General features: G+C 43.3%; 21 protein-coding genes, 2 tRNA genes and 1 other annotated feature. Of the genes, 3 read left to right on the top strand and 20 right to left on the bottom strand.

Features of this window, described 5'->3' with window-relative positions:
• Nucleotides 1-12: 12 nt before the first annotated feature.
• Nucleotides 13-2,655 (bottom strand): valine--tRNA ligase, encoded by a 2,643-nt coding sequence (locus tag E4663_RS03845; RefSeq protein ID WP_135326734.1) that lies wholly within the window; start codon nt 2,653-2,655, stop codon nt 13-15.
• Between the two features lie 51 nt (nt 2,656-2,706).
• Nucleotides 2,707-2,933: a binding site (T-box leader), on the bottom strand.
• Nucleotides 2,934-3,031: 98 nt separating this feature from the next.
• Between E4663_RS03845 and E4663_RS03840 the strand changes: the two genes are divergently transcribed.
• On the top strand, nt 3,032-3,220 hold the full coding sequence (locus E4663_RS03840) for a hypothetical protein (RefSeq protein ID WP_079479510.1): 189 nt from the start codon (nt 3,032-3,034) through the stop codon (nt 3,218-3,220).
• On the opposite strand, the gene spoVID is transcribed toward E4663_RS03840, so the two are convergent.
• The 7 genes from spoVID to hemA form a co-directional block, all read right to left on the bottom strand.
• Nucleotides 3,217-4,212 (bottom strand): stage VI sporulation protein D, encoded by a 996-nt coding sequence (gene spoVID, locus E4663_RS03835; RefSeq protein WP_135326733.1) that lies wholly within the window; start codon nt 4,210-4,212, stop codon nt 3,217-3,219. The genes E4663_RS03840 and spoVID overlap by 4 nt on opposite strands.
• A gap of 155 nt (nt 4,213-4,367) precedes the next feature.
• Nucleotides 4,368-5,651: a glutamate-1-semialdehyde 2,1-aminomutase gene (gene hemL / locus E4663_RS03830; protein ID WP_079480870.1), complete on the bottom strand. Its 1,284-nt coding sequence runs from the start codon at nt 5,649-5,651 to the stop codon at nt 4,368-4,370.
• 16 nt (nt 5,652-5,667) lie between these two features.
• Nucleotides 5,668-6,645, bottom strand: a complete 978-nt coding sequence (gene hemB / locus E4663_RS03825; protein WP_079479508.1) for a porphobilinogen synthase — start codon at nt 6,643-6,645, stop codon at nt 5,668-5,670.
• A gap of 1 nt (nt 6,646) precedes the next feature.
• Complete coding sequence (locus E4663_RS03820; RefSeq protein ID WP_135326732.1) at nt 6,647-7,411, bottom strand: uroporphyrinogen-III synthase; 765 nt, start codon at nt 7,409-7,411, stop codon at nt 6,647-6,649.
• On the bottom strand, nt 7,411-8,340 hold the full coding sequence (gene hemC / locus E4663_RS03815) for a hydroxymethylbilane synthase (protein WP_079479506.1): 930 nt from the start codon (nt 8,338-8,340) through the stop codon (nt 7,411-7,413). Before hemC ends, E4663_RS03820 begins: the two co-directional genes overlap by 1 nt.
• Nucleotides 8,341-8,358: 18 nt before the next feature.
• The gene (locus E4663_RS03810; protein WP_079479505.1) at nt 8,359-9,177 is read right to left on the bottom strand and encodes a cytochrome C assembly family protein; all 819 of its coding nucleotides are present in this window, start codon (nt 9,175-9,177) and stop codon (nt 8,359-8,361) included.
• Between the two features lie 15 nt (nt 9,178-9,192).
• Nucleotides 9,193-10,566, bottom strand: coding sequence for a glutamyl-tRNA reductase (gene hemA, locus E4663_RS03805; protein ID WP_135326731.1), 1,374 nt, complete (start codon nt 10,564-10,566; stop codon nt 9,193-9,195).
• A gap of 250 nt (nt 10,567-10,816) precedes the next feature.
• Between hemA and E4663_RS03800 the strand changes: the two genes are divergently transcribed.
• A complete protein-coding gene (locus E4663_RS03800) occupies nt 10,817-11,296 on the top strand; it encodes a LiaI-LiaF-like domain-containing protein (RefSeq protein ID WP_135326730.1) in 480 nt (159 codons plus the stop codon).
• Between the two features lie 115 nt (nt 11,297-11,411).
• On the opposite strand, the gene E4663_RS03795 is transcribed toward E4663_RS03800, so the two are convergent.
• The 8 genes from E4663_RS03795 to E4663_RS03760 all read right to left on the bottom strand — a co-directional run bounded on the left by E4663_RS03795 (nt 11,412) and on the right by E4663_RS03760 (nt 21,229).
• Nucleotides 11,412-12,134, bottom strand: coding sequence for an amino acid ABC transporter ATP-binding protein (locus E4663_RS03795; protein WP_079480869.1), 723 nt, complete (start codon nt 12,132-12,134; stop codon nt 11,412-11,414).
• A gap of 30 nt (nt 12,135-12,164) precedes the next feature.
• Nucleotides 12,165-12,842: an amino acid ABC transporter permease gene (locus tag E4663_RS03790; RefSeq protein WP_079479502.1), complete on the bottom strand. Its 678-nt coding sequence runs from the start codon at nt 12,840-12,842 to the stop codon at nt 12,165-12,167.
• Between the two features lie 104 nt (nt 12,843-12,946).
• Nucleotides 12,947-13,789, bottom strand: coding sequence for a transporter substrate-binding domain-containing protein (locus E4663_RS03785; protein ID WP_241657100.1), 843 nt, complete (start codon nt 13,787-13,789; stop codon nt 12,947-12,949).
• 234 nt (nt 13,790-14,023) lie between these two features.
• Nucleotides 14,024-14,611 carry a ribosome biogenesis GTP-binding protein YihA/YsxC gene (gene yihA, locus E4663_RS03780; RefSeq protein ID WP_079479501.1) on the bottom strand — a complete coding sequence of 196 codons (588 nt, stop codon included), beginning with the start codon at nt 14,609-14,611 and terminating at the stop codon, nt 14,024-14,026.
• Nucleotides 14,601-16,931, bottom strand: a complete 2,331-nt coding sequence (gene lon, locus E4663_RS03775; RefSeq protein ID WP_135326729.1) for an endopeptidase La — start codon at nt 16,929-16,931, stop codon at nt 14,601-14,603. Before lon ends, yihA begins: the two co-directional genes overlap by 11 nt.
• Before the next feature lie 255 nt (nt 16,932-17,186).
• Entirely contained in the window at nt 17,187-18,464 is a 1,278-nt protein-coding gene (gene clpX, locus E4663_RS03770) for an ATP-dependent protease ATP-binding subunit ClpX (RefSeq protein ID WP_135326728.1), read from the bottom strand.
• Nucleotides 18,465-18,792: 328 nt separating this feature from the next.
• Entirely contained in the window at nt 18,793-20,079 is a 1,287-nt protein-coding gene (tig, locus tag E4663_RS03765) for a trigger factor (protein WP_135326727.1), read from the bottom strand.
• A 163-nt stretch (nt 20,080-20,242) separates the two neighbouring features.
• Nucleotides 20,243-21,229 carry a DUF3196 family protein gene (locus E4663_RS03760; RefSeq protein ID WP_135326726.1) on the bottom strand — a complete coding sequence of 329 codons (987 nt, stop codon included), beginning with the start codon at nt 21,227-21,229 and terminating at the stop codon, nt 20,243-20,245.
• A gap of 353 nt (nt 21,230-21,582) precedes the next feature.
• On the opposite strand from E4663_RS03760, the gene sda reads away from it, so the two are divergent.
• A complete protein-coding gene (sda, locus tag E4663_RS03755) occupies nt 21,583-21,717 on the top strand; it encodes a sporulation histidine kinase inhibitor Sda (protein WP_135326725.1) in 135 nt (44 codons plus the stop codon).
• Nucleotides 21,718-21,755: 38 nt separating this feature from the next.
• On the opposite strand, the gene E4663_RS19935 is transcribed toward sda, so the two are convergent.
• From E4663_RS19935 to E4663_RS03740, 4 genes are all read right to left on the bottom strand, one after another.
• Nucleotides 21,756-21,917 (bottom strand): hypothetical protein, encoded by a 162-nt coding sequence (locus tag E4663_RS19935; protein ID WP_168927327.1) that lies wholly within the window; start codon nt 21,915-21,917, stop codon nt 21,756-21,758.
• A 201-nt stretch (nt 21,918-22,118) separates the two neighbouring features.
• Nucleotides 22,119-22,364 carry a hypothetical protein gene (locus E4663_RS03750; protein ID WP_206663473.1) on the bottom strand — a complete coding sequence of 82 codons (246 nt, stop codon included), beginning with the start codon at nt 22,362-22,364 and terminating at the stop codon, nt 22,119-22,121.
• Nucleotides 22,365-22,455: 91 nt separating this feature from the next.
• Nucleotides 22,456-22,529, bottom strand: a tRNA-Arg gene (locus tag E4663_RS03745).
• A gap of 175 nt (nt 22,530-22,704) precedes the next feature.
• Nucleotides 22,705-22,778: transfer RNA gene (locus tag E4663_RS03740), tRNA-Gly, on the bottom strand.
• Nucleotides 22,779-22,807: the final 29 nt, after the last annotated feature.

Raw genomic sequence — 22,807 nt, 5'->3', positions numbered from 1 at the left:
CCATCAATATATTTATGCTTTCAATTCTTTAATTCGTGCTTCTACACTAGCTCGTTTTTCGAGATAGTCTTGTTCCTTCTTACGCTCTTCTTCTACTACCTGTTCAGGAGCTTTGCTTACAAAGTTCTCGTTGGATAGTTTTTTCTGAACGCGATCTACTTCTTTGTCCCACTTCTTCCATTCATCCTCTAGACGCTTGATTTCGTCTTCGATGTTGATCAGACCAGCAAGCGGCAAGTAGAGCTCTGCACCAGTTACAACAGCGGACATCGCTTTTTCAGGTGCCTGCAAATCTGTTGCAATCGTCAGTTCACTCGGATTACAGAAGCGCTCCAAATAGTTGCGATTCTTCTCAAGTTCTTTAACAACATCTTCGTCCTTCGCCTGGATCATAAGTTGAATTTCTTTGGACATCGGTGTATCCACTTCTGCACGTATGTTTCGTACAGAGCGAATGATGGATACTAAACGGTCCATTTCAGCTGCTGCTTGTTCGTTGTGGAACTCTTCACGAACTGTTGGCCACGCAGCCTGAGTGATTGACTCCCCTTCATGAGGAAGATGCTGCCAAATTTCCTCTGTGATGAACGGCATGAACGGATGTAGCATACGCATGATTTGGTCCAGTGTATAAGCTAAGATCGAGCGGGTAGTATGGATACGCGCTTCGTCTTCACCGTATAGTGGCAGCTTCGCCATTTCAATGTACCAATCACAGAAATCATCCCAGATGAAGTTGTAAAGGTGGCGGCCAGCTTCACCGAACTCATACTTGTCAATGTTTTGCGTTACCGTCTCTATTGTTTGATTCAAACGAGTCAAGATCCATTGGTCGGCTACTGATTTTTCACCAGTGAGGTCGATCTCATTAAACTTCAAGTCTCCCATATTCATCAAAGCAAAACGGGAAGCGTTCCAAATCTTATTAGCGAAGTTCCAAGTAGATTCGACTTTCTCCCAGTGGAAACGCAAGTCTTGACCAGGTGATGAGCCAGTAGATAAGAACCAGCGTAAGGAGTCCGCTCCGTATTTGTCGATAACATCCATTGGATCGACACCGTTACCAAGTGATTTACTCATCTTACGTCCATCTGCATCACGTACAAGACCGTGAATGAGAACATCGTTGAACGGACGCTCACCCGTGAACTCTAGAGATTGGAAAATCATTCGGCTTACCCAGAACCCGATGATGTCATAACCTGTCACGAGCACGTTCGTTGGGAAGTAACGCTTGTAATCTTCACTGTTCTCATCCGGCCAGCCCATCGTAGAAAATGGCCATAGCGCAGAAGAGAACCATGTATCAAGAACATCTTCCTCTTGCGTCCAGTTCTCTTTATCTTTCGGTTCCTCTTTCCCTACATACACTTCACCTGTTTCATTGTGGTACCAGGCTGGAATGCGGTGACCCCACCAAAGCTGACGAGAAATACACCAGTCTCTAGTGTTTTCCATCCAGTGCAAGTATGGTTTCTCGAAACGATCTGGAACAAACTGTACAGCTTCTTCCCCTTTTTGCAGCTTAACCGAAGCATCTGCTAACGGCTGCATATCAACAAACCACTGTGTAGAGAGGTACGGCTCTACTACTGCTCCACTTCGTTCGGAGTGGCCAACAGAGTGCATATGCTCTTCAATCTCGAAAAGCACCCCTTGCTCCTGCAAGTCTTTGACAATCTGCTTACGGCATTCGAAACGATCCATGCCTTTGTATTCACCTGCATTTTCGTTCATAGAACCGTCTTCGTTCATCACAAGTACTCGTTCTAAATTATGACGGTTTCCAATCTCGAAGTCATTCGGGTCGTGAGCTGGCGTAATCTTAACCGCTCCAGAACCGAATTCCATATCTACGTAATCGTCCGCTACAATCTCAATCTCACGACCAACAATAGGCAGGACAGCCTTTTTGCCGATCAGATGCTTATAGCGATCGTCTTCTGGATGGACAGCGATGGCTGTATCCCCAAGCATCGTCTCTGGACGGGTTGTCGCAATTTCAATAGAGCCTTCCTCGTCTTTCAACGGGTAGCGCATATGATAGAAGGCACCTTGGACATCTTTATACTCTACTTCTATGTCTGATAGGGCTGTCTTCGTTTGAGGGTCCCAGTTAATGATGTATTCGCCGCGGTAGATCAAGCCTTTCTCATAAAGCTTGACGAACACTTCTTTTACGGCTTCAGAAAGACCTTCATCCAGCGTAAAACGCTCGCGAGAATAATCGAGACCAAGACCTAACTTTTCCCATTGAGCACGGATGAATTTCGCGTACTCGTCTTTCCATTCCCAAGATTTCTCCAAGAATTTTTCACGGCCAAGGTCATGACGGTTGATGCCTTGCTCGCGCAATTTTGCATCCACTTTAGCCTGTGTTGCGATACCAGCGTGGTCCATTCCTGGAAGCCATAAAACATCGTAGCCTTGCATACGCTTAACACGTGTCAGAATGTCTTGAAGCGTTGTATCCCAAGCGTGACCAAGGTGCAGTTTCCCTGTTACGTTCGGGGGTGGAATGACAATCGTGTATGGCTCTTTGTTCTTATCACCTGTTGCTTCAAAAAATTTCCCATCTACCCAATACTGATAACGATCGTTCTCTACAGATTGCGGATCGTACTTTGTGGGCATCGAAAGATCTGTTTGATTCATATCGATCTTCCTCCTTTTCTTTTATAAAAAAATAAAAAATCCCCTTCATCCAAAAAGGACGAAAGGGATTGCTTTCCGTGGTACCACCTTAATTTACAGGAGACACTCCTGTACACTCGATTCTAATAACGGCTTCTAACCGGCTTCTCCTACTGCGATGTTCAAAGAAGCTGCTTCCGGGGCGACCTTCCATCAACAAGATTCCTGGAAAACTCTCACCAACGTGTTTTCCTCTCTGAAGGAGTTGTTCATGTACTCTTCCCCATCCCTGCATTTCACGCATATTCAATATATATCATATTGTATATAGAAATACAGGTTTTAGTCAACTATTTTCAAAAAAACGGGCTTCGTGAACACGAGAGGAGGGATTTCATTGAGTCGCTTTTACCGTTACAAATTGCCTTCCTGGTGCCGTACTTGGCTTATTGTCATTGAAACTTGGCTGCTTCCTATCCTTGTCTTTCAGGTTATCCGCACCATCTTCTGGCCAACTACGTTCGATATTTTCCTGCTTGGCATCATTGTCGGGTGCTTCCTAGCCTTTAGATATAAATGGATTTAGTTAGGGATGTAGACGATCTCTCCTGGAGACACATCTTCTGCATCCGACCGATTCACGCGTTCTAACTGTTTTACAGAGACATCATACTTCTCTGCAATGGATTGAAGCGTTTCTTGTTCCTGGGCAATATACATCTTCATTTGCGTATAGGTGTCTTCCCGGTTCGGGAAAAGATGCTTGAAGATTTGCTTGATCCCATCCATTCCTGAAGGAGCTTCTTTTTCACTCGACTCATGAGAGGATGATTCAACCTTAGATTCTGATGATGATTCAGGTGTCGATTCCTGGGACGACGAGGAGCTTTCCTCGATACTTACACTTTCTTGAGAGGTGACATCAAAAGTCGCCTCTTCCTGCTTTTCATGGCCGAAAAACTCGGAAAAAGATTGGGACTTCTTATATAACCAGCGGCCGCTTTCCTCTTCTGATTCTGTATTAAGCTGGACCACCGGTGCTTCCCGCTCAGGAAACAGCGGTTCTTGCTTCTTAGTTTCTTTCGGCATGTTATATGGTCCGATGGTAGTGGATTGATCAAACGTCTCATCGTTCGTCGCTTGCTGTTGACTGCTCTGAGGTTCAATTCCGTTGATATTCAATTGTGCATGAAGGCGCAATTGATTGTTAGCGGGAATCTCATAGTCGAATGCCTCAATGTCGACGAACACTTCATCCAGACTCGTGACACGGTCTAGAGGTACGGTGACTTCTACCGGGAAAGCATGGATGAATTGATGTTCACCTTCTTCCCCAATCTCTACATGATCGATGACCCGAACAGAAGAATTAAAGGATTCCTCTTTTTCTTGACTGTCCACAGCCAGGTATTCACCGGCCAGTTGGACCGTCCCTTTCAGGCAAACTTCATTCCCTCGTTCTTCAATCGTAATCTCTGGTTCGAGCGAGATCCCGATCAGCTCACGAACGCCCTGTCCTTCCTTAAACCAAACAGATTCATCTAAATAGAATGAAAATACATTTTCTTGATTTTGCAACGTTCATTCCCCTCCCAAAGACTAATGTGGTCTCTATCACCAACTTATGCACGACCACGGTCAATAGAACCCAAAATCTCATATAGAGAGGGAAAGCTACTGAATCTAGTACTTACAAATAAAAAAGCTCAGAGGAAATCCTCTGAGCTTACTTCTTATAACGATGCAAACACCTTTTCAGCAGCCTGAATAGTATTCTCAATATCTTCGTCACTGTGTTTAACAGATAAGAACAAACCTTCAAATTGAGAAGGCGGTAAATAAATACCTTCTTCAATCATACCCTGATAATAGCGAGTGAACATGTCGAGATCGGAATTACTTGCTGTTTCAAAGTTGATTACCGTCTCATTTGTAAAGAAGAAACCAACCATAGAGCCCGCACGGTTTACGGTCAACGGAATATTGTGTTTTTCCGCTGCCTCCGTGTATCCCTCGATCAAGCGATCTACTTTACGGTTAATTTCTGCATAAGCCTTCTCATCCATGGCAGAAATCGTCTCGAGTCCTGCTTTCATCGCAAGAGGATTACCAGACAGCGTACCGGCTTGGTAAATGTCTCCGACAGGTGCAACTCGCTCCATAATTTCACGCTTTCCGCCATAAGCACCGACTGGCAGACCACCACCGATCACTTTTCCAAGACATGTCATGTCCGGTGTCACACCGAAATGGCCTTGAGCACTATGGAAGCCCACACGGAATCCAGTCATAACCTCGTCGAAAATAAGCACCGTTCCGTTCTCTTCTGTCATTTTGCGAAGTTCCTGTAAAAATCCTTCATTCGGAGGAACGACGCCCATGTTACCAGACACCGGCTCCATGATCACTGCAGCTAGGTCATCTCCATATTGTTCAAATACATATCGAACACTTTCCAGATCATTGTAAGGAACTGTTATCGTATTCTGAGCGATCGAAGCAGGAACACCAGGGGAGTCCGGTAGTCCAAGCGTCGCTACACCAGATCCTGCTTTGATCAACAGAGAATCCCCGTGACCATGATAGTTCCCTTCAAACTTCAAGATCTTATCGCGACCAGTATAGCCACGAGCGACACGTAGTGCACTCATCGTAGCTTCTGTACCTGAGTTGACCATGCGCACCATTTCGATGGAAGGGACACGATCAATAACGAGTTCAGCTAAGTCATTCTCTAAGTGTGTAGGCGTACCAAAGCTCGTACCTAGTTCAGTCACTTTTTTAAGAGACTCGACCACATTCTCATCAGCATGGCCTAAAATGAGCGGACCGTAGCTCAATACATAATCGATATACTCATTTCCATCGATATCGTACAGCTTGGAGCCTTTCCCCTTTTCCATGAAAATCGGGTCCATGCCGACTGATTTAAAAGCACGTACCGGAGAGTTGACGCCTCCTGGCATTAGTTCCTTCGCTTTCTGATAAGCTTCCACAGATTGATCCAAGTTTCTCATCACTAAACACCCTTCCTTACTTGTTTAAATATCTCGCCGCATCTTTGGCGAAGTACGTAATAATCAAGTCAGCACCTGCACGCTTCATCGATGTCAATTTCTCAAGCACGATTTCTTCTTCATTGACCCAGCCGTTCTGAGCTGCAGCTTTGATCATGGAATACTCTCCGCTGACATTGTACGCCACTAGCGGAAGGTTAAAGCGATCCTTCACTTCCCGCATAATATCAAGGTAGGCAAGCGCAGGTTTCACAATAAGGAAATCCGCTCCTTCTTCCACATCAGATTCTGCTTCGCGCAAAGCTTCCAAACGGTTGGCAGGATCCATTTGATAGGCACGACGATCTCCGAATTGAGGGGAACTGTGCGCTGCATCACGGAAAGGACCATAGAAGGAAGAAGCATATTTCACAGCGTATGACATGACTGGAATTTGACTGTAACCAGCTTCATCCAAGCCTTGACGGATGGCTGCTACGAACCCGTCCATCATATTGGAAGGTGCGATGATATCCGCACCAGCCTCTGCCTGAGTAATTGCTGTCTGAGTCAAATAGTGAAGGGACTCATCATTGACAATCTCCCCATCACGTACGACTCCGCAATGACCATGGTCCGTGTACTGGCATAAACAAGTATCCGCAACGACGGTCAAGCTAGGGGTATCTTGTTTGATTTGGCGAATCGCACGCTGCACAATCCCCTCTTGTTGATAGGCTTGGGTGCCAACTTCATCTTTCTCTCCAGGTACTCCGAACACGATGACAGAGCGAATACCTAAATCAACAAGTTCGTTCATTTCTTCTGTCAAGTGATCTAATGAGACTTGGTGGACGCCTGGCATAGAAGCTACTTCGTTTTTTACCTTTTCTCCCTCAACGACGAAGATCGGGAAAATCAAATCCTCTGTACGCAAATGGGTTTCTCTTACTAACGCTCTCATCGAATCGGTGCGGCGCAAACGACGGTGGCGCTTGAACTGTAATTCTGACATACTATCGTTCTCCTTCTTGAAAATACTGAGAGAGACTATCTACCATATGATCGATGGTATAACTCTCTGGTATGAATATATGGCGAAAACCTGCTCCTTCCGCTTCGGAAGCCGTTGTGGGACCGATGCAGAAACAAGGAATAGAGCAAACGTCTTCTATCTCTATCATTTCACTAAATGCTTCTACAGTGGACGGGCTCGTAAACGTCAGTGCATCGATTTCTCCGTTTTCTACAAGCTTTTCGATTTTGTGCTTATCATTCTTCACCAATAGCGTATCATAAGCGGTGATCGTTTGGAAAAAGACTTGCTGTTCTTTGAAGTTATCAACGAGATCATCTCTCGAACGATTCCCTCGGACATATAGAATAGACATAGAAGGTTCGAATCGTTCGAAAAACTCCTTGCCCATCTTCGATCCTTTAAAGGAGGATGGGACAAAATCTGCTTGATAACCGTATTTCTCTAGCGTTCTCTCCGTCTTCTCCCCTACCACTGCAAAGCGTAGGTTCACGGGGACTTCTATATTGATATCGTTAAGTATAGTGAAAAAAAACTTCACGCCATTCGAGCTTGTAAAGAAAACCCAATCGTAGTCGTGAAGTTGTATTAATATCCGTTGATTCTCACTGGTGTTATTCACTTGGAACGTCACAAGGGGGGTGTGAATGACATTTCCCCCTTGGCGTTCAATGGCATGAACCATGCTGGCAGCTTGGGTCTTCCCTCTCGTCACGAGAACCGTTCTGCCCGTTAAGGAAGACATTACTGGTCATACTCCTCTTTCGCTTTGTCGACAATCTCTTGAGCTCCCTGCGCTTTCAAAAGATCCGCCACCTCTTTACCGACAGCTAATGGATCGGTACCTCTCGCTGTTTCATGAAGGATCGTACTGCCATCAGGTGTGCCGACAAGTCCTGTCAAAACAATCTCATCACCTTTACGGTAAGCATATCCTCCGATAGGAACTTGGCATCCCCCGTTCAGATCATGAAGAAATTTACGTTCTGCTTTGACCGTTGTTTCCGTGTATTCATGATTCAATTTCAGAAGGAAATCGCGGAGTTCAGAGTCGTTCTCTCTACATTGAATGGCCAGAGCACCTTGTCCTACTGCTGGGACACACACTTCTGGTTCCAAGTATTCTGTGACGACATCGTCATCCCAGCCCATCCGCTTGAGTCCTGCTGCTGCTAATACAATCGCGTCGTAATTCTCTTCTTTTAACTTTCTTAACCTAGTATCGATATTGCCTCGGATCCATTGAATCTCCACATCAGGACGTACGGCCTTGATTTGTGCACTACGACGGAGACTGCTTGTTCCGACGATAGCACCCTCTGGTAAATCTTTCAGGGCTACATGATCATTCGATACAAAGGCATCTCGGTGGTCTTCCCGAATAGGAATAGAAGCAACCGTCAGTCCATCTGCGACAACCGCAGGCATGTCTTTCATACTGTGAACAGCCATATCAATTTCTCCGTCATACATAGCTTGTTCGATTTCCTTAATGAATAGCCCTTTGCCTCCCACTTTTGACAAGGTGACATCGAGGATACGGTCTCCTTTAGTAGAGATCCTCTTAATTTCAAACTCGTAAGAAGGATCAATCTCCTTAAGTTGTTCAATCACCCATTCTGTCTGCGTGATCGCTAGGTTACTCTTTCTTGAACCGATGACGATTTTTCTCACACTACTTCCTCCTCAAAACTAAAAATGAAAGTTCGATAATGACCCGAATAAAAAGAAATTAATGAGCAGAAATAGGAATGCTGCTGCATTGAAAAGGGAAATCGTCCTCCCTTGATACCCTTTGACGACGCGTAAGAACAAATACGTAATATATACAAGTAGGACCAAGAAGGATCCTAACGTCTTCGAATCGTACCAGTAGAACACGTCTGGGGAAACGTAACCCCACGTTACACCAAGGATGATCGCAATCAGCAAGAGGGGTACACCAAGTATTACGGCGATATAGGAGAAGTGATCGAGCTTTGTTAAATCTCCAAGCCGGAACAACTTCGCATTCCACTTTTTCTGCTTTAACAATCGGTACTGCAATAAATACATAATGGAAAAAATGAAGGATAAGGTGAAAAAGCCATATGATAAAATCGCTAGACTTATATGAACGACCAGCATTTCATTGACAAGATTTACCCCTTGGTCCTGCAAATTGTTCTGGGCTCTAGTAGATAGGTGGATCAACATCACCAAAAAGCCTACAACATTCGTGAAAAAGACTAGGAAATCAACCCTGAACAACCGGTTGATCATCAAAGAAAAGGTCACTAGAATCCATGTATAAAAGTATAGCCCATCATAGACAGTCATAACCGGAAGATTGTCTTCGACTAATATTTGTGTCAATAAAAAAAAGGTTTGTAAAACCCAAACCATACTAAGTAACCAGAAGGCTGTCTTGTTAGCCTTCCGGTTTGTCTGCACAAAATCAATGAAGTATCCAATTATACTTAGTCCATAGAGCAGCAGAATGAGTTCATACACCCATTTAATATCCAACATATGGACATCCCATCCTTAAGAATTCACAATCGGAGGAATGACAGAGAGCGACGGTGCGCTCTTATTGTCAGACTGTCCCGCCGGATTATTTTTCTTCTCCTGCTTCATCATTTCATCTTCTACCTGTTCTTCAATCCCGAAGATTTGCGTGAACAGCTGAAGAGTTTCGTCGGCGTCGGGCTGAGCTGCAAGCTCCTTAGCCTGCAGAATAGGATCTTTAAGCATTTGATTGATAATACTCTTCGTATGCTTACTGATCACTTTCTTCTCACGCTCGCTCATGTCCGGCATTTTTCGCTCGATGCTTTTCATCGTTTCCGCTTGAATAGAGAGTGCCTTAGAACGAAGAGCTGAAATGACTGGTACAACACCAATTGTCTGCAACCACTCTTTGAACTGGATGATCTCTGCTTCAATCATCAGTTCTATCTGTTCCGCTGCTTGTTTTCTCATCTCCAAGTTTGCGTCTACAATTCCTTGCAGATCATCGATATCATAAAGGAAAACGCTCTCTAAGTTCTCCATGGCAGGATCAAGATCACGCGGTACTGCTATATCCACAAAGAACAAAGGCTTCCCTTTTCGTTTCTTGTGGATCGGCTCCATTGCCTCTCGGGTGATTACATAATCCGAAGCTCCTGTAGAACTGATAACAATATCTGCATCCGTAAGAACGGTCTCCAAATCTTCCATCGTATGAGCATAGCCATTGAATTGATCGGCTACAACTTGCGCTTTGGCAAAAGTACGATTAATCACAGATACTTTCTTCACACCAGAACCATGCAGGTTCTTCGCTGCTAGTTCTCCCATCTTTCCAGCACCGACAATGACGATGTGCTTGTGTACTAGGTCACCGAAGATCTTCTTGGCAAGTTCGACCGCAGCGTAACTAACTGACACGGCATTCTCCCCGATCTCTGTATCCTTGTGACCTTTCTTAGACATCGTAATAGCCTGCTTGAAAAGTTGGTTGAAGATAGTCCCTGTAGTACCTGATTCTTGCGCACGTAAGAAAGCTTGTTTCATTTGCCCAAGGATTTGTGTCTCCCCTAGCACCATAGAATCAAGCCCGGATGTTACTCGCAGCAAATGCTCGATAGCACCATCTGTTTCGTAGATAGAAAGGTACGAAGTGAATGCCTCTTTATCCACATCGAACCAATCCGATAAAAATTGTTTAATATAGTAACGGCCCGTATGCAGTTGATCGACAACGGCATAGATTTCCGTGCGGTTGCATGTAGAAATAATCACATTTTCCAGGACACTTTTTCTTCCGTTCAATTCGCGCATCGCTGCTTGCAATTGGTCCTCGGAAAATGTAAGCTTTTCTCGTATTTCCACAGGGGCTGTTTTATAATTTAAACCGACAGCTAGAATGTGCATTACATCTACCCCCATTTAAAAACGTTCGAATTCCATATCTCCAATTATAACATGTTTCTACTGATATTTTTTACTGAAATATGAACAGAGTTTGAATCTCATGTGATAGGATAATGTTACATCAGATAGAAAATTATCACTATTTCATTAGAACAACTCTAAATTATAATCCGTTTGTAATATACCAGAACACGAGCGCTTTCGCAAGGAAACGACATTTCTTCACTATAGCAAAAGGACGTGAATTCCATTGAAAAAACAAAACTCACTTGTCGGCTTTTTACTGGTAGGATTCGGAATATACTTCCTACTGAGGCAGCTCGACCTCCCAGGTTTATCCCCTTATTATGCTTGGCCCACTCTACTTATCATCGTGGGAGTCGCCATTCTTTTACACAGCTACATAAGTAACGAATACTCCAATATCTTCATCGGCGTCCTATTACTCGGTTTGGGCATCCATTTCCATGCTGTTAGTCATTTCCCTTTCTGGACCGATCACTGGGGTATCTATGTACTGATTGTCGGCATAGGCTTTCTGTTAAGGTACCAAAAAGTGAAGGCAGGTCTTATTCCAGCACTTATCTTGATCGGAATCGGTGCGTTTGCACTGTTTACACCTTATACACCAGGGTGGTTCCGATTTCTACAGGATACGGTCCTCTTCATTAAACGATTCTGGCCACTCGCCTTGATTGGACTGGGTGTTTATCTAGTTTATAAAAAATAAATCTTTTCTATTCTATGTTTCCCATAAGTATGATTTTCACACAAGGCAATGATGTCTGATCATTGCCTTTCCTTATAAACAAAAAAGACGGAGAGCACAGCTCCCGTCTTTTTGTTTACAGTATAGAACTTAAGAATTCCTGCGTACGTACCTCTTTCGGGTTTTCGAAAATATCCTTTGGAGCTCCGGTCTCTACTATCTTTCCATCGTGCATATACACAACACGATCCGCCACTTCACGAGCAAAGCCCATTTCGTGCGTTACGACCACCATGGTCATTCCTTCTTGGGCAAGGTCCTTCATCGTTTGGAGCACCTCTCCAACAAGTTCAGGGTCCAATGCAGAAGTCGGTTCATCAAATAGCATGATTTCTGGTTTCATAGCTAGAGCACGCGCAATCGCGACACGCTGTTTCTGACCACCAGAAAGCTTAGAAGGATACACATCTGCTTTGTCCCCCAGCCCTACCTTCTCCAGTAATTCATGGCCCTCTTTCTTGGCTTGGCTTTTTGATATTTTCTTCACTTGAATCGGTGCTTCAATCACATTTTGAAGCACTGTTTTATGAGGGAAAAGGTTGAAATGTTGGAATACCATCCCAACCTGCTGCCTAACCCCATTCAAATCATCTGAATTCGGGTCGATGCTTTCTCCTTTAAGCTTGATTTCCCCACTGTTCTTCATCTCTAAAAAGTTCAAGCAACGGAGCATCGTACTTTTCCCGGAACCACTGGCACCTATCAGGCAAACCACTTCACTCTCGTCCACGTTGAAGTCGATACCTTTCAGTACGTGCAAATCTCCGAAGTATTTATTTAGCTCTTTCACTTCTATCATTTTCTTACTCACTCGTAACGTCCCCTTCCATTAATCACTTACCGCCAATTTCTTCTCAACTAATCCCACAACTAGTGTAAGGATGAAGACAAGAATCAAATACCAGACCGCACAGACGAGCAGCCAAGTCATGTAATCAAAGGTGTTGGCTCCTCTTGTCGTAGCAAGTGCGAAGATTTCCTGTACACCTATGAAGGCAGCTAGTGATGAATCCTTCAAACCAATGATAAACTGGTTTCCGAGTGGTGGCAATGCACGCCTGAAGGCTTGTGGAAGAATAATACGACGCATTGTCACCATTTGGCTCATCCCTAATGAGCGACCAGCCTCGGTCTGACCTTTTCCAATCGATTGAATCGATCCACGGAAAATTTCAGCGATATAGGCTCCGTTGTGGAAGGCGAGTCCGAGCGCAACGGACCAGAAACCACTGATCATCCAAATACTCGTGAGTCCGTAGAAGAATACGAAGATTTGTACAATAAGAGGTGTTCCGCGAACGACATATATATAAGCGTTCGCAATCCACTCAAGTGGTTTGACATTGGAGATTTTAAGAAGTGCAAAAAATAATCCAATAAAGAGTGCTATGAAAATGGAAACAGCCGTAAGAGCCAATGTCACCTGGGCTGCTTTAAAAAATACATCTCGGCTTTCAATCAATGATTGAAAAAAGCCTGACCAAAACGTTACAAAACCTAAATACAAATCGATCCACTCCTATCCATTTAAGCATCGAACTTTGTGTAAGTACGATGAAAAAGAGCACGCTCTGAGGCGCACTCTTTTTCAACTATGATTGACTCAGGTGTTTATTCAGGTACGGAAGTAATGTCATCACCAAAGTACTCGTCACTAATATCAGCTAGCGTGCCGTCTTCACGTAATGTTTCTAAAGCAGCGTTGATATCTTCGAGTAACTTCTCATTTCCTTTGGCAACCGCAATAGCTTGCTCACTTCGCTCGATCATGTCTTTCGCTTCGATTTCAAGGTCTTTCTGCATCGCTTCTTTACCTGTTAAGAAGTCTGTGATTACTGCATCATGACGACCCTTTGCCAAAGATTGAAGTGCAACGACATCACTATCATATGTCTTGATGTTATCAGTAACTTCTTCTGCGAATGCACTATATGTCGACCCTTTGGATACTGCGATTTCCATGCCCTCTAAATCTTCGAGGCTTTGGATGTCGCTATCTGGTCTAGTAAATACTTGTGCTCCAGAGTAATAGTAAGGTGTCGAAAAATCCACTTGCTCGGATCGCTCTGGTGTGATCGTGTGACTTGCTACTGCCGCATCAAAACGACCAGTTTTTACACCTTCTACGATGGAAGCGAATTTCTGTTTCTGTTGATTGGCTTCTAAGCCAAGTTCCTCAGCTACAGCTTTTGCTACATCAATATCAAAACCAGTCATTTCACCACTGGCATTTGTCATACTGAATGGACTGAATTCACCGGATGCTGCATATGTAAACATCCCATCCTCTACTAGATCGTAATCGGAACTAGCTTCGGTGCTTTCTCCTCCATTATCACCTGACGTTTCGCCTCCTGAATCGCTCTCTGTTTCTCCCCCATCTTCACTGCTTCCGCAAGCGGCTGCGAAGATCATTAGAAGTCCCAACGTCAGAACTAATAACCATTTCTTCAAAACTAACTCCCCCTAATCTTTATTTTTTAAGAATTACGACAATTAACATTATACCCTATTAACAAAGAATTCCCAAAATTTAAAATTAGGCATTTGCGGGTAAATCCGCAATTTAGCGCTAAAATTTGCATAAACATCCGCTTTATCCTGCTAAATGCATGAATATACTGTTTTCATGCATACAAATGAGTGAATCTATGAAAAAAACCGCTCCGTAATCGGAGCGGTTTCCACTTATAGCTTTAGATGAGAGAGCATGGTTCTCCAAGCGACGTCTTTCCCTTCACCAGTTTCAGATGAAAAAGGAATTAGATCGTCCTCCTCTTCAATCTCCAGAACTTCTCGGATCATCTTCAATTGTTTGTGTCTTTGGCCTTTTTTAATCTTATCCAGCTTTGTGGCTATGACCATCACTGGTAGGCCGAAATGCTTTAAATAATCATACATTGTTACATCATCTTGCGTGGGCTTGTGACGAACGTCTATGATGAGAGCAGTTGCACGCAACTGCTCCCTCTCAGCAAAGTATTCCTCCATCATCTTCCCCCATTTTGCGCGTTCTTTTTTGGATACTTTCGCATATCCATACCCCGGAACGTCTACAAAATGAAACTGATCATTAATGATGTAAAAGTTCAATGTCTGTGTTTTTCCTGGCTTAGAACTAGTTCTTGCCAAGTTCTTCCGTTGGATCATTTTGTTTATAAAAGATGATTTACCAACATTCGAACGTCCCGCAAGTGCTATTTCTGGGATCGGTTGTTTCGGATACTGCTTCTGACTCGCAGCACTGATTACGATATCTGCTGTATTAACCTTCATTTATTTCCTCCGTTAATGCATGCTCAAGCACTTCATCCAAGTGTTTGACGGGCACAAACGTCAAGCCTTCTTTAATGCTGTCTGGAATGTCTTCTAAATCCTTTTCATTCTCTGAAGGGATGATTACCTTCGTAAGTCCCGCTCTATGAGCACTTAATGATTTCTGTTTCAACCCACCGATAGGAAGCACTCGACCACGGAGTGTAATCTCGCCTGTCATGCCAACTTCTTTTCGCACAGGGCGACCAGTAAGTGCTGAGACTAAGGCGGTGGCCATCGTAATGCCTGCAGATGGACCATCTTTTGGTGTAGCACCTTCCGGGACGTGGATGTGAATGTCATTCTTCTCTAAGAAGTCGACTTCAATATCCAGTTCATCTGCACGTGAACGGATATAGCTGAAGGCTGCTTGAGCTGACTCCTTCATCACATCACCTAGTTTCCCTGTCAGGGTCAGGTTGCCTTTTCCAGGATAGACGGAAACCTCAATAGAGAGTGTGTCTCCACCGGCTGTCGTATAAGCGAGACCGGTCGCCGCTCCAATTTGATCTTCTAGTTCTGCTTGACCGTACCGGAACTTAGGACGTCCTAACAACTCCTCTAGCTGTTTTTCTGTCACTACGACGCGTTGTTTCTCTCCGGCAACAAGGATCTTCGCAGCTTTACGACAAATACTGGCAAGCTCCCGTTCAAGTCCGCGCACTCCCGCTTCACGTGTGTACCTGCGGATGAGCTTCAGTAAAGCTTCTTCTCTGATTTGGATTTGGCTTTTCGTCAGACCATTTTCTTTCACTTGCTTAGGTAATAAGTGTTCTTTTGCAATATGAAGTTTCTCCACTTCTGTATATCCAGCAATCGAGATAACTTCCATGCGATCCCTTAGAGGTCCTGGGATGGCACCAATGTTGTTCGCAGTGGCGACAAACATGACCTTGGACAAATCATATGTTTCTTCAATGAAATGATCACTGAAGTTGAAGTTCTGTTCAGGGTCCAGCACCTCCAGCATTGCAGAAGACGGGTCCCCACGGAAATCGCTTGCCATTTTATCGATCTCATCCAATAAAAACACCGGATTGACTGTTTCCGCACGTTTCATACCTTGGATGATACGTCCTGGCATAGCTCCGATATAAGTACGTCTGTGGCCTCTGATTTCCGCCTCGTCACGAACTCCTCCTAGAGATATACGTACAAATTTCCGATTGATTGCACGTGCAATCGACTTAGCCAAGGACGTCTTACCTACCCCTGGTGGGCCGACTAAGCAAAGAATTGGTCCTTTGATCGATTGAGTCAACTGTTGAACAGCGATATACTCAAGCACACGCTCTTTCACTTTCTCAAGACCGTAGTGATCCTCGTCCAAAATCTTCTCCGCGTTCGTAACATCTAAATTGTCTTCTGTCTCTTTCGTCCATGGAATGGACACGAGCCATTCGATGTAATTACGAATGACAGAGCTTTCAGCTGAACTTTGAGGGACTTTTTCATAGCGCCCAAGCTCCTTGTAAGCTACTTTCTCTACACGCTCTGGCATTTGGGCTTCTTCAATCTTTTCTTTTAACTGGGCTACTTCACCAGACTTCCCATCTTTGTCACCAAGTTCGTTCTGAATGGCTTTCATTTGTTCGCGTAGGTAATATTCTTTTTGCGTCTTCTCCATTGATTTCTTAACGCGTTGACCGATCTTCTGCTCAATCTGAAGAACCTCACGTTCGTTTCCGATCAATTCAATCAGCTTTTGAATACGCTTTTTAACATTCTCTGTCTCAAGAACCTTTTGTTTTTCCTTCAGTTTAATCGGTAGATGAGACGTGACCATGTCGGCAAGATGGCTTGGCTCATCGATGTCTGAAACTGTATTAAAGGTCTCCTGACTCACCTTTTTAGACACTTTAACGTATTGTTCGAACTGATTGATTAACGTACGCATCAGCGCCTCTTCTTCGTTCTTATCTTCATGCTCATCTTCAAGCATTGTGATATTCGCTTTATAGAATTCCTCATCATCTGTAAGGTGATCGATTGTAGCTCGATAAAGTCCTTCAACCAATACACGGTTGGTGCCATTCGGAAGCTTCACCATCTGCTTCACACGTGCTACCGTCCCGACACTGTACATATCCTCAGCACCAGGTTCGTCAATGTTCACTTCCTTCTGTGATACCAAAAAGATTTCGTTGTCGTCCATCATGGCCTGCTCTAGGGCCTGGACGGATTTTTCGCGTCCTACATCTAAGTGCAGCACCATGGAAGGATACACCAACAAACCTCTAAGGGGAAGGAGGGGGATTTGAGTTTTGTGTTTTTCTGTCATTTCTAGCACCTCCGTATAATGCCAATTCGTATTCTAATCATATATAAAAGTAATTGGAAAGTAAATGCAAGTACACCGTAGTATGCCAACACGGAAACCCCCTCACACGAAGCGTGAGGGGACCGTAATAGGTATTCGTATTATGAGCAAACCATCAGGCATTCATCCTTAAAAGGGTCTCGATATACAATTAAGCCGCGCTACCTCTTGTGTAGCGCGGCTTATTTCAAAAGGTATTCCCTATACTAAGAAAGATTAAGCACTCTCTTTAGGTGTTTCTTTATTCTGATCTTCTATGGTTCCGTCCGTCAGGATCAATTTAGGGCGACCGCCGTCTTCCTTAACGGTTTCCTGTGTAATGATACATTTCTCAATATCATCACGGGATGGAAGTTCGTACATAACATCGAGCATGATTCCTTCGATGATGGAACGAAGTCCACGTGCACCAGTCTTACGCTCAATTGCAAGACGAGCGATTTCACGTAAAGCCTCTTCCTCAATCTCAAGCTCCACATGGTCGATCTGGAATAACTTCTGGTACTGCTTCACAAGTGCGTTCTTCGGCTTCGTAAGGATTTCTACAAGAGCATCTTCATCAAGCTGCTCTAGGCTTCCGATAACCGGTAGACGTCCGATGAATTCTGGGATTAACCCATAGCTCAATAGGTCTTCCGGTAGAACTCTTGTAAGCAATTCTTTCTTCTCCGCCTCGTCTGTAACTGCTTCAGAGCCAAATCCGATGACTTTCTTACCTAAACGACGTTTGATGATCTGATCGATCCCGTCGAAGGCACCACCAACGATGAACAATACATTCGTTGTATCGATTTGGATGAATTCTTGATGAGGATGCTTACGTCCACCTTGTGGCGGTACGCTGGCTTGCGTTCCTTCCAAGATTTTAAGCAAGGCCTGCTGTACACCTTCACCTGAAACGTCACGAGTGATAGATGGATTCTCTGATTTCCGAGCGACTTTGTCGATCTCATCAATGTAGATAATGCCTTTTTCGGCTTTCTCGACATCATAGTCAGCCGCTTGAATAAGTTTCAGAAGAATGTTCTCCACATCTTCCCCAACGTAACCAGCTTCCGTAAGGGAAGTCGCATCCGCGATGGCGAATGGTACGTTGAGAATACGCGCTAATGTTTGAGCTAGAAGTGTCTTACCACTACCTGTTGGTCCGAGCATCAGAATGTTACTCTTCGCAAGCTCAACATCATCATTCTTAACACCTGCATTGATACGCTTATAGTGGTTGTAAACCGCTACAGACAAGTTCTTCTTCGCTTGGTCCTGACCAATGACATAATCACTCAAGATTTCACGAATCTCCTGTGGTTTCGGAACTTCTTTGAATTCTACTTCTTCTTCGTTGCCAAGTTCCTCTTCTACGATTTCCGTACATAGTTCAATACATTCATCACAAATATATACGCCAGGTCCTGCGACAAGTTTACGAACTTGATCCTGACTTTTACCGCAGAAAGAACATTTCAGTTGTCCTTTTTCATCGTTGAACTTAAACATTAAATTCACCCCTTAATAAAATGACGCAATCGTTGCGACTGAAGTTTTAAGATATGACTTAAACGATTCAGTGTCTTTTGCCCATCATATCAAATAAACTCCAAACAAAAAAGCAATACCTATTACAGAGGTGTGCGAGCTCTTTTGCACCAACCTCATTATGTAGATAAGTCGTGAATAAGTCAAACAAAAGGATAGTATTACTAGTCTATGTAAAATGAGGTGGATATCATACATCGTATCCAGATAAATTGCTCCTTATACAATCATCGGAAAATATATGAGAAGACAAGGTACGCTCATTCGCACCTTGCCTTCTCCAGTCTTATTATTGAACTTTAGCGTTCGCTACTAGTACATCGATTGCTTTGCGGACTTTAAGATCTTCTCTGATCATATCAGTGTTTCCACCAAGCATTGCTGTCAATTGTTGAACATCTGTTTGATACATAGATGCCATGTTCTCAAGTTCAGCATTTACGTCCTCTTCAGAAGCCTCTACTCTCTCTGCATTAGCGATCGCTTCAAGTGTCAAGTTTGTTTTAACGCGTTTTCCAGCGTCTTCTTTCATTTGTTCACGTAGCGCATCTTCGTCTTGACCAGTGAACTGGAAGTACATATCTTTCGTCATACCTTGCATTTGAAGGCGTTGTTCGAACTCTTGAACCATGCGATCTAGTTCAGTGTTAACCATTGCTTCTGGGATTTCAACAGTTGCGTTATCAGAAGCCTGATTTACAAGGATGTCACGCTTGTGGTTGTCTGCGTCCGTTTTCTTCTGCTCTTCAAGACGCTCGCGAGTTTTCTTCTTAAGTTCATCTAGAGATTCAACTTCGTCGTCTACATCTTTAGCAAATTCGTCATCAAGCTCAGGAAGTTCTTTTCCTTTCACTTCATGGATTTTCACTTTGAAAGTAGCTTCTTGACCAGCAAGGTCTTCTGCATGGTATTCTTCTGGGAATGTAACGACAACGTCCGCTTCTTCTCCAGCTTTCTTACCAACAAGCTGCTCTTCGAAACCTGGGATGAATGAGCCAGATCCTACTTCTAGAGAGTAGTTCTCAGCTTGACCACCTTCGAATGCTTCACCGTCAACGAAACCTTCGAAGTCCATAACGACCGTATCGCCGTCTGCAACTTCTCCGTCTTCTTTGACTACAAGCTCAGCTTGCTTTTCTTGCATTTGTTGAAGTTCGTTCTCTACATCTTCATCCGTTACTTCTGTGCTAAGCTCTTCAACTTCAAGGCCTTTGTACTCGCCAAGTTCTACTTCAGGCTTAACTGTAACTTCTGCTGTAAAGACAACACCTTCGCCTTTTTCAATTTCTTTAACGTCTACTTCTGGCTGATCAACAGGCTCGATTCCTGTTTCTTCTACAGCTTCCGTATAAGCTTTTGGAAGTACGATATCAATTGCATCTTGATAAAGTGACTCCACTCCGAAGCGCTGTTCGAAAAGTTTACGAGGTACTTTCCCTTTACGGAATCCAGGTACCTGTACCTGTTTAACTACTTTTTGGAAGGCTTGGTCAAGTGCTTTGTCGAACTCACTTGCGGATACTTCAACCGTTAATGTACCCTGATTGCCTTCATGCTTTTCCCATTTTGCTGACATAAAAAATTCCCTCCAACATCTATTCATTCAATTTTCGCCGTAATAGGCGATTTTTTAAGTTGATTCTATGACTCTGTTTACATACGAATCTCTTTTGCAACCACTACATTATAACATAAACCTGTATGCTTTCAACATATGTAGACATGGAGCAATCAAATTCTTAAGATTCTCCCACTAACAAAGTATAATGTTGCTCGCACAACTCGATTTCTTGCTTGTATTTCTCCACACCGTCAACAGCCTCATCAAATCTGTAAGGAAGCTGCAAATACTCATGACCAAGCTGCTTTAAGGCTTCGACGATAACGGGAACTTCCTCCTCTTGTGGGAAGATCGGATAACGAACGAAACAATAACGGTAAAGAAGCTGGTTTACCATATCATACATGCTGGGGTTGCTCTGCTCCATATCTCCAAGACGCAATTGAATTTGTTTAATCATATAGTCAGACTGGAACTGGTTCAGCTCAGAGGGTACCAATTCGAACGTCTGGCCGAATTTAGATACAGTAATAGGATTATTAACTTCAGAATCCCTAAACCATTGGATGATGGCGGTTTTGATTATAGGATGAATGCTGGAGTCAACCAACAAACCCTTGAAATCTTCCAAGAATCTCTCTGCAGACTGTTCTTTCAATGTGTCTAGAGCACGCCACTGCCCCGGAGAATCATTCTTATCAAGAGCTTCAAAGAAATTCACTTTCCACTTCTCGCCCTGCTCTTGTTGATGGCCCTCTAGCAATTTTCTGCTCACCTCAAACATCTGCCATAACTGAGTTCGACTTTGGTGAGGGATATCTTCTGATTCAAACACTTCTTCTAACAAGTCTACAATTTCTTGATAACGGTTTCTTTGGAACAAGATTGTTATGTACATATGTAAGTAATGATAGTACTGCTCATCCAGGCTTTCTTTCATTTTTTGTTGACACAATTCCTCTGCGCGATCTAATTCCCCTGTTTCGATCCAACTCATCAATAAGCCAGTCACTACATCTTCACTGGCAACACCATACTCTATGAGCGGGAGTAAGGAATCAACGGCATCTTGGTAGCGCTTCTCCTTAAGAGCTTCCAGACCTATCCTCTCTAGTCTAGACTTCCACTTAGGAAACATGACCACATTTTTGTTTTCATTCTCCATAGAGCACCCTTCCTGTTATGTAAATTTCACACACTTTCCTCTATTCTTTCCTAAAACATATGAACTCAAACGTGCGAATATATTTTTCCATTGCAAAATCATGAAAATCATCCTATTGAACAATAATATAATACACTTTTTCATAAAACAACTTAGCCGGTTTTCATTTCCTTCATGCTGACGCTAATTTTTTCAAAAAAATAAAAAGTTAGATAATTATCGCGACAAACAGTACTTTATCCTCATGTGAAGATGTCCGTATCTGTTAGAATAAGTCATTGTGTAGCAACAACTGAGATTAAACATAAATACATTGACATAACTCATTGAAAAAAGGTAAGGAGATGTAAATATTGTCTATTCTTGACGATCACACTTTAGTGAAGACCTACGAAGAATCCATAAAGCTTGGGCTTGATAAAGAGTTTCTACAACTTCTGACAAAAGAGATGAAAAAACGCCGCTTGATTATACCCTTCAAATTCTAAAAGGTTGCCTCTATAGAGGCAACCTTTTTCTTTTGACATTATTGGTGTTGTGTGGACTGTCCAGGCAATTGATTCGTCATCTTTGCAATCCCTGGTAAAGCATTCTGCAATTGACCACCTTGACCTGTCATCAAGCTGTACGTTGCAGCACCTACACCTACAGATGCAAGGATCGGCAGCCATTGGATGTTTTTCTTCATCGTAATCACTCCCAATAAGTTTGGCCTTTTTAGCCTGTCTTATTATGTGAAGTGAATCGGAAACTAACCAATATAAGTTTTACCAATATAAGTTCCCTTCTACATCAACACGAGAGCTCGGTACATAATATGGAAGAAACTCGTCATAAAAACTCATTTTTCGCTTTTCCTTGTCGAAATTCGCTTCTTTTTCTTCAAAGCTTATGTAATAAGGAACAAGGTCGCAAAAGCAAATATTATAAAACCAATCCAACCAATCACTTCATTTTTCTTCTCATTTTGAGCTCGGAAAACAAAGTTCATCATGATGATCACTACTCCCAATAATGTATGTACTGCCCACTGTAGATAATCGCTATCCCCAAATACATTTCCAATGACTTCATTTACAATGAATAAGAAACTAAGTACAAGAAGCAAGTTGCTTTTTGTTAAGAATTCAAACACCCCCAACTTTGAATTTTCTTATAACCCATAGAAAGAGATAAGAAAAAACGTTGAACTTTTTCACACGAAAAAGTTCAACGTTCTAAATTAGCGTCCCAGGAGAGATTCGAACTCCCGACCCACAGCTTAGAAGGCTGTTGCTCTATCCAGCTGAGCTACTGGGACATAGTATTAGGTTGTGAATGACTGCCCATAATTCCAATGAGCTGTCGTCCCGATTTTCTTGGGTGAGACAATGAAGATAGTAAAATCGGTACGTTGATGTCTAGCTTCGCAGTGGATTCGATCATGCTCTATCCAGCTGAGCTACTGGGACATCATATTTGATTGTTAATATGTATGGAGCGGGTGAAGGGAATCGAACCCTCGTCATCAGCTTGGAAGGCTGAGGTTTTACCATTAAACTACACCCGCAATTAGAAGAATCAATCAGCTCACTGCAA

The sequence above is a fragment of the Halobacillus salinus genome, from assembly GCF_004684905.1.
GTDB classification, from domain to species: domain Bacteria; phylum Bacillota; class Bacilli; order Bacillales; family Halobacillaceae; genus Halobacillus; species Halobacillus salinus.
This window is presented reverse-complemented; position numbering and strand designations above follow the sequence as displayed.

Coding starts and splice junctions, on each gene's coding strand:
- lon (WP_135326729.1), bottom strand. CDS start 16,931: ATGACAGAAAAACACAAAACTCAAATCCCCCTCCTTCCCCTTAGAGGT.
- yihA (WP_079479501.1), bottom strand. CDS start 14,611: ATGAAGGTTAATACAGCAGATATCGTAATCAGTGCTGCGAGTCAGAAG.
- hemA (WP_135326731.1), bottom strand. CDS start 10,566: ATGCACATTCTAGCTGTCGGTTTAAATTATAAAACAGCCCCTGTGGAA.
- hemB (WP_079479508.1), bottom strand. CDS start 6,645: ATGTCAGAATTACAGTTCAAGCGCCACCGTCGTTTGCGCCGCACCGAT.
- hemL (WP_079480870.1), bottom strand. CDS start 5,651: ATGAGAAACTTGGATCAATCTGTGGAAGCTTATCAGAAAGCGAAGGAA.
- tig (WP_135326727.1), bottom strand. CDS start 20,079: ATGTCAGCAAAATGGGAAAAGCATGAAGGCAATCAGGGTACATTAACG.
- E4663_RS19935 (WP_168927327.1), bottom strand. CDS start 21,917: ATGAAGAAAAACATCCAATGGCTGCCGATCCTTGCATCTGTAGGTGTA.
- E4663_RS03820 (WP_135326732.1), bottom strand. CDS start 7,411: ATGTCTTCCTTAACGGGCAGAACGGTTCTCGTGACGAGAGGGAAGACC.
- E4663_RS03845 (WP_135326734.1), bottom strand. CDS start 2,655: ATGAATCAAACAGATCTTTCGATGCCCACAAAGTACGATCCGCAATCT.
- E4663_RS03760 (WP_135326726.1), bottom strand. CDS start 21,229: ATGGAGAATGAAAACAAAAATGTGGTCATGTTTCCTAAGTGGAAGTCT.
- E4663_RS03810 (WP_079479505.1), bottom strand. CDS start 9,177: ATGTTGGATATTAAATGGGTGTATGAACTCATTCTGCTGCTCTATGGA.
- E4663_RS03795 (WP_079480869.1), bottom strand. CDS start 12,134: ATGATAGAAGTGAAAGAGCTAAATAAATACTTCGGAGATTTGCACGTA.
- clpX (WP_135326728.1), bottom strand. CDS start 18,464: ATGTTTAAGTTCAACGATGAAAAAGGACAACTGAAATGTTCTTTCTGC.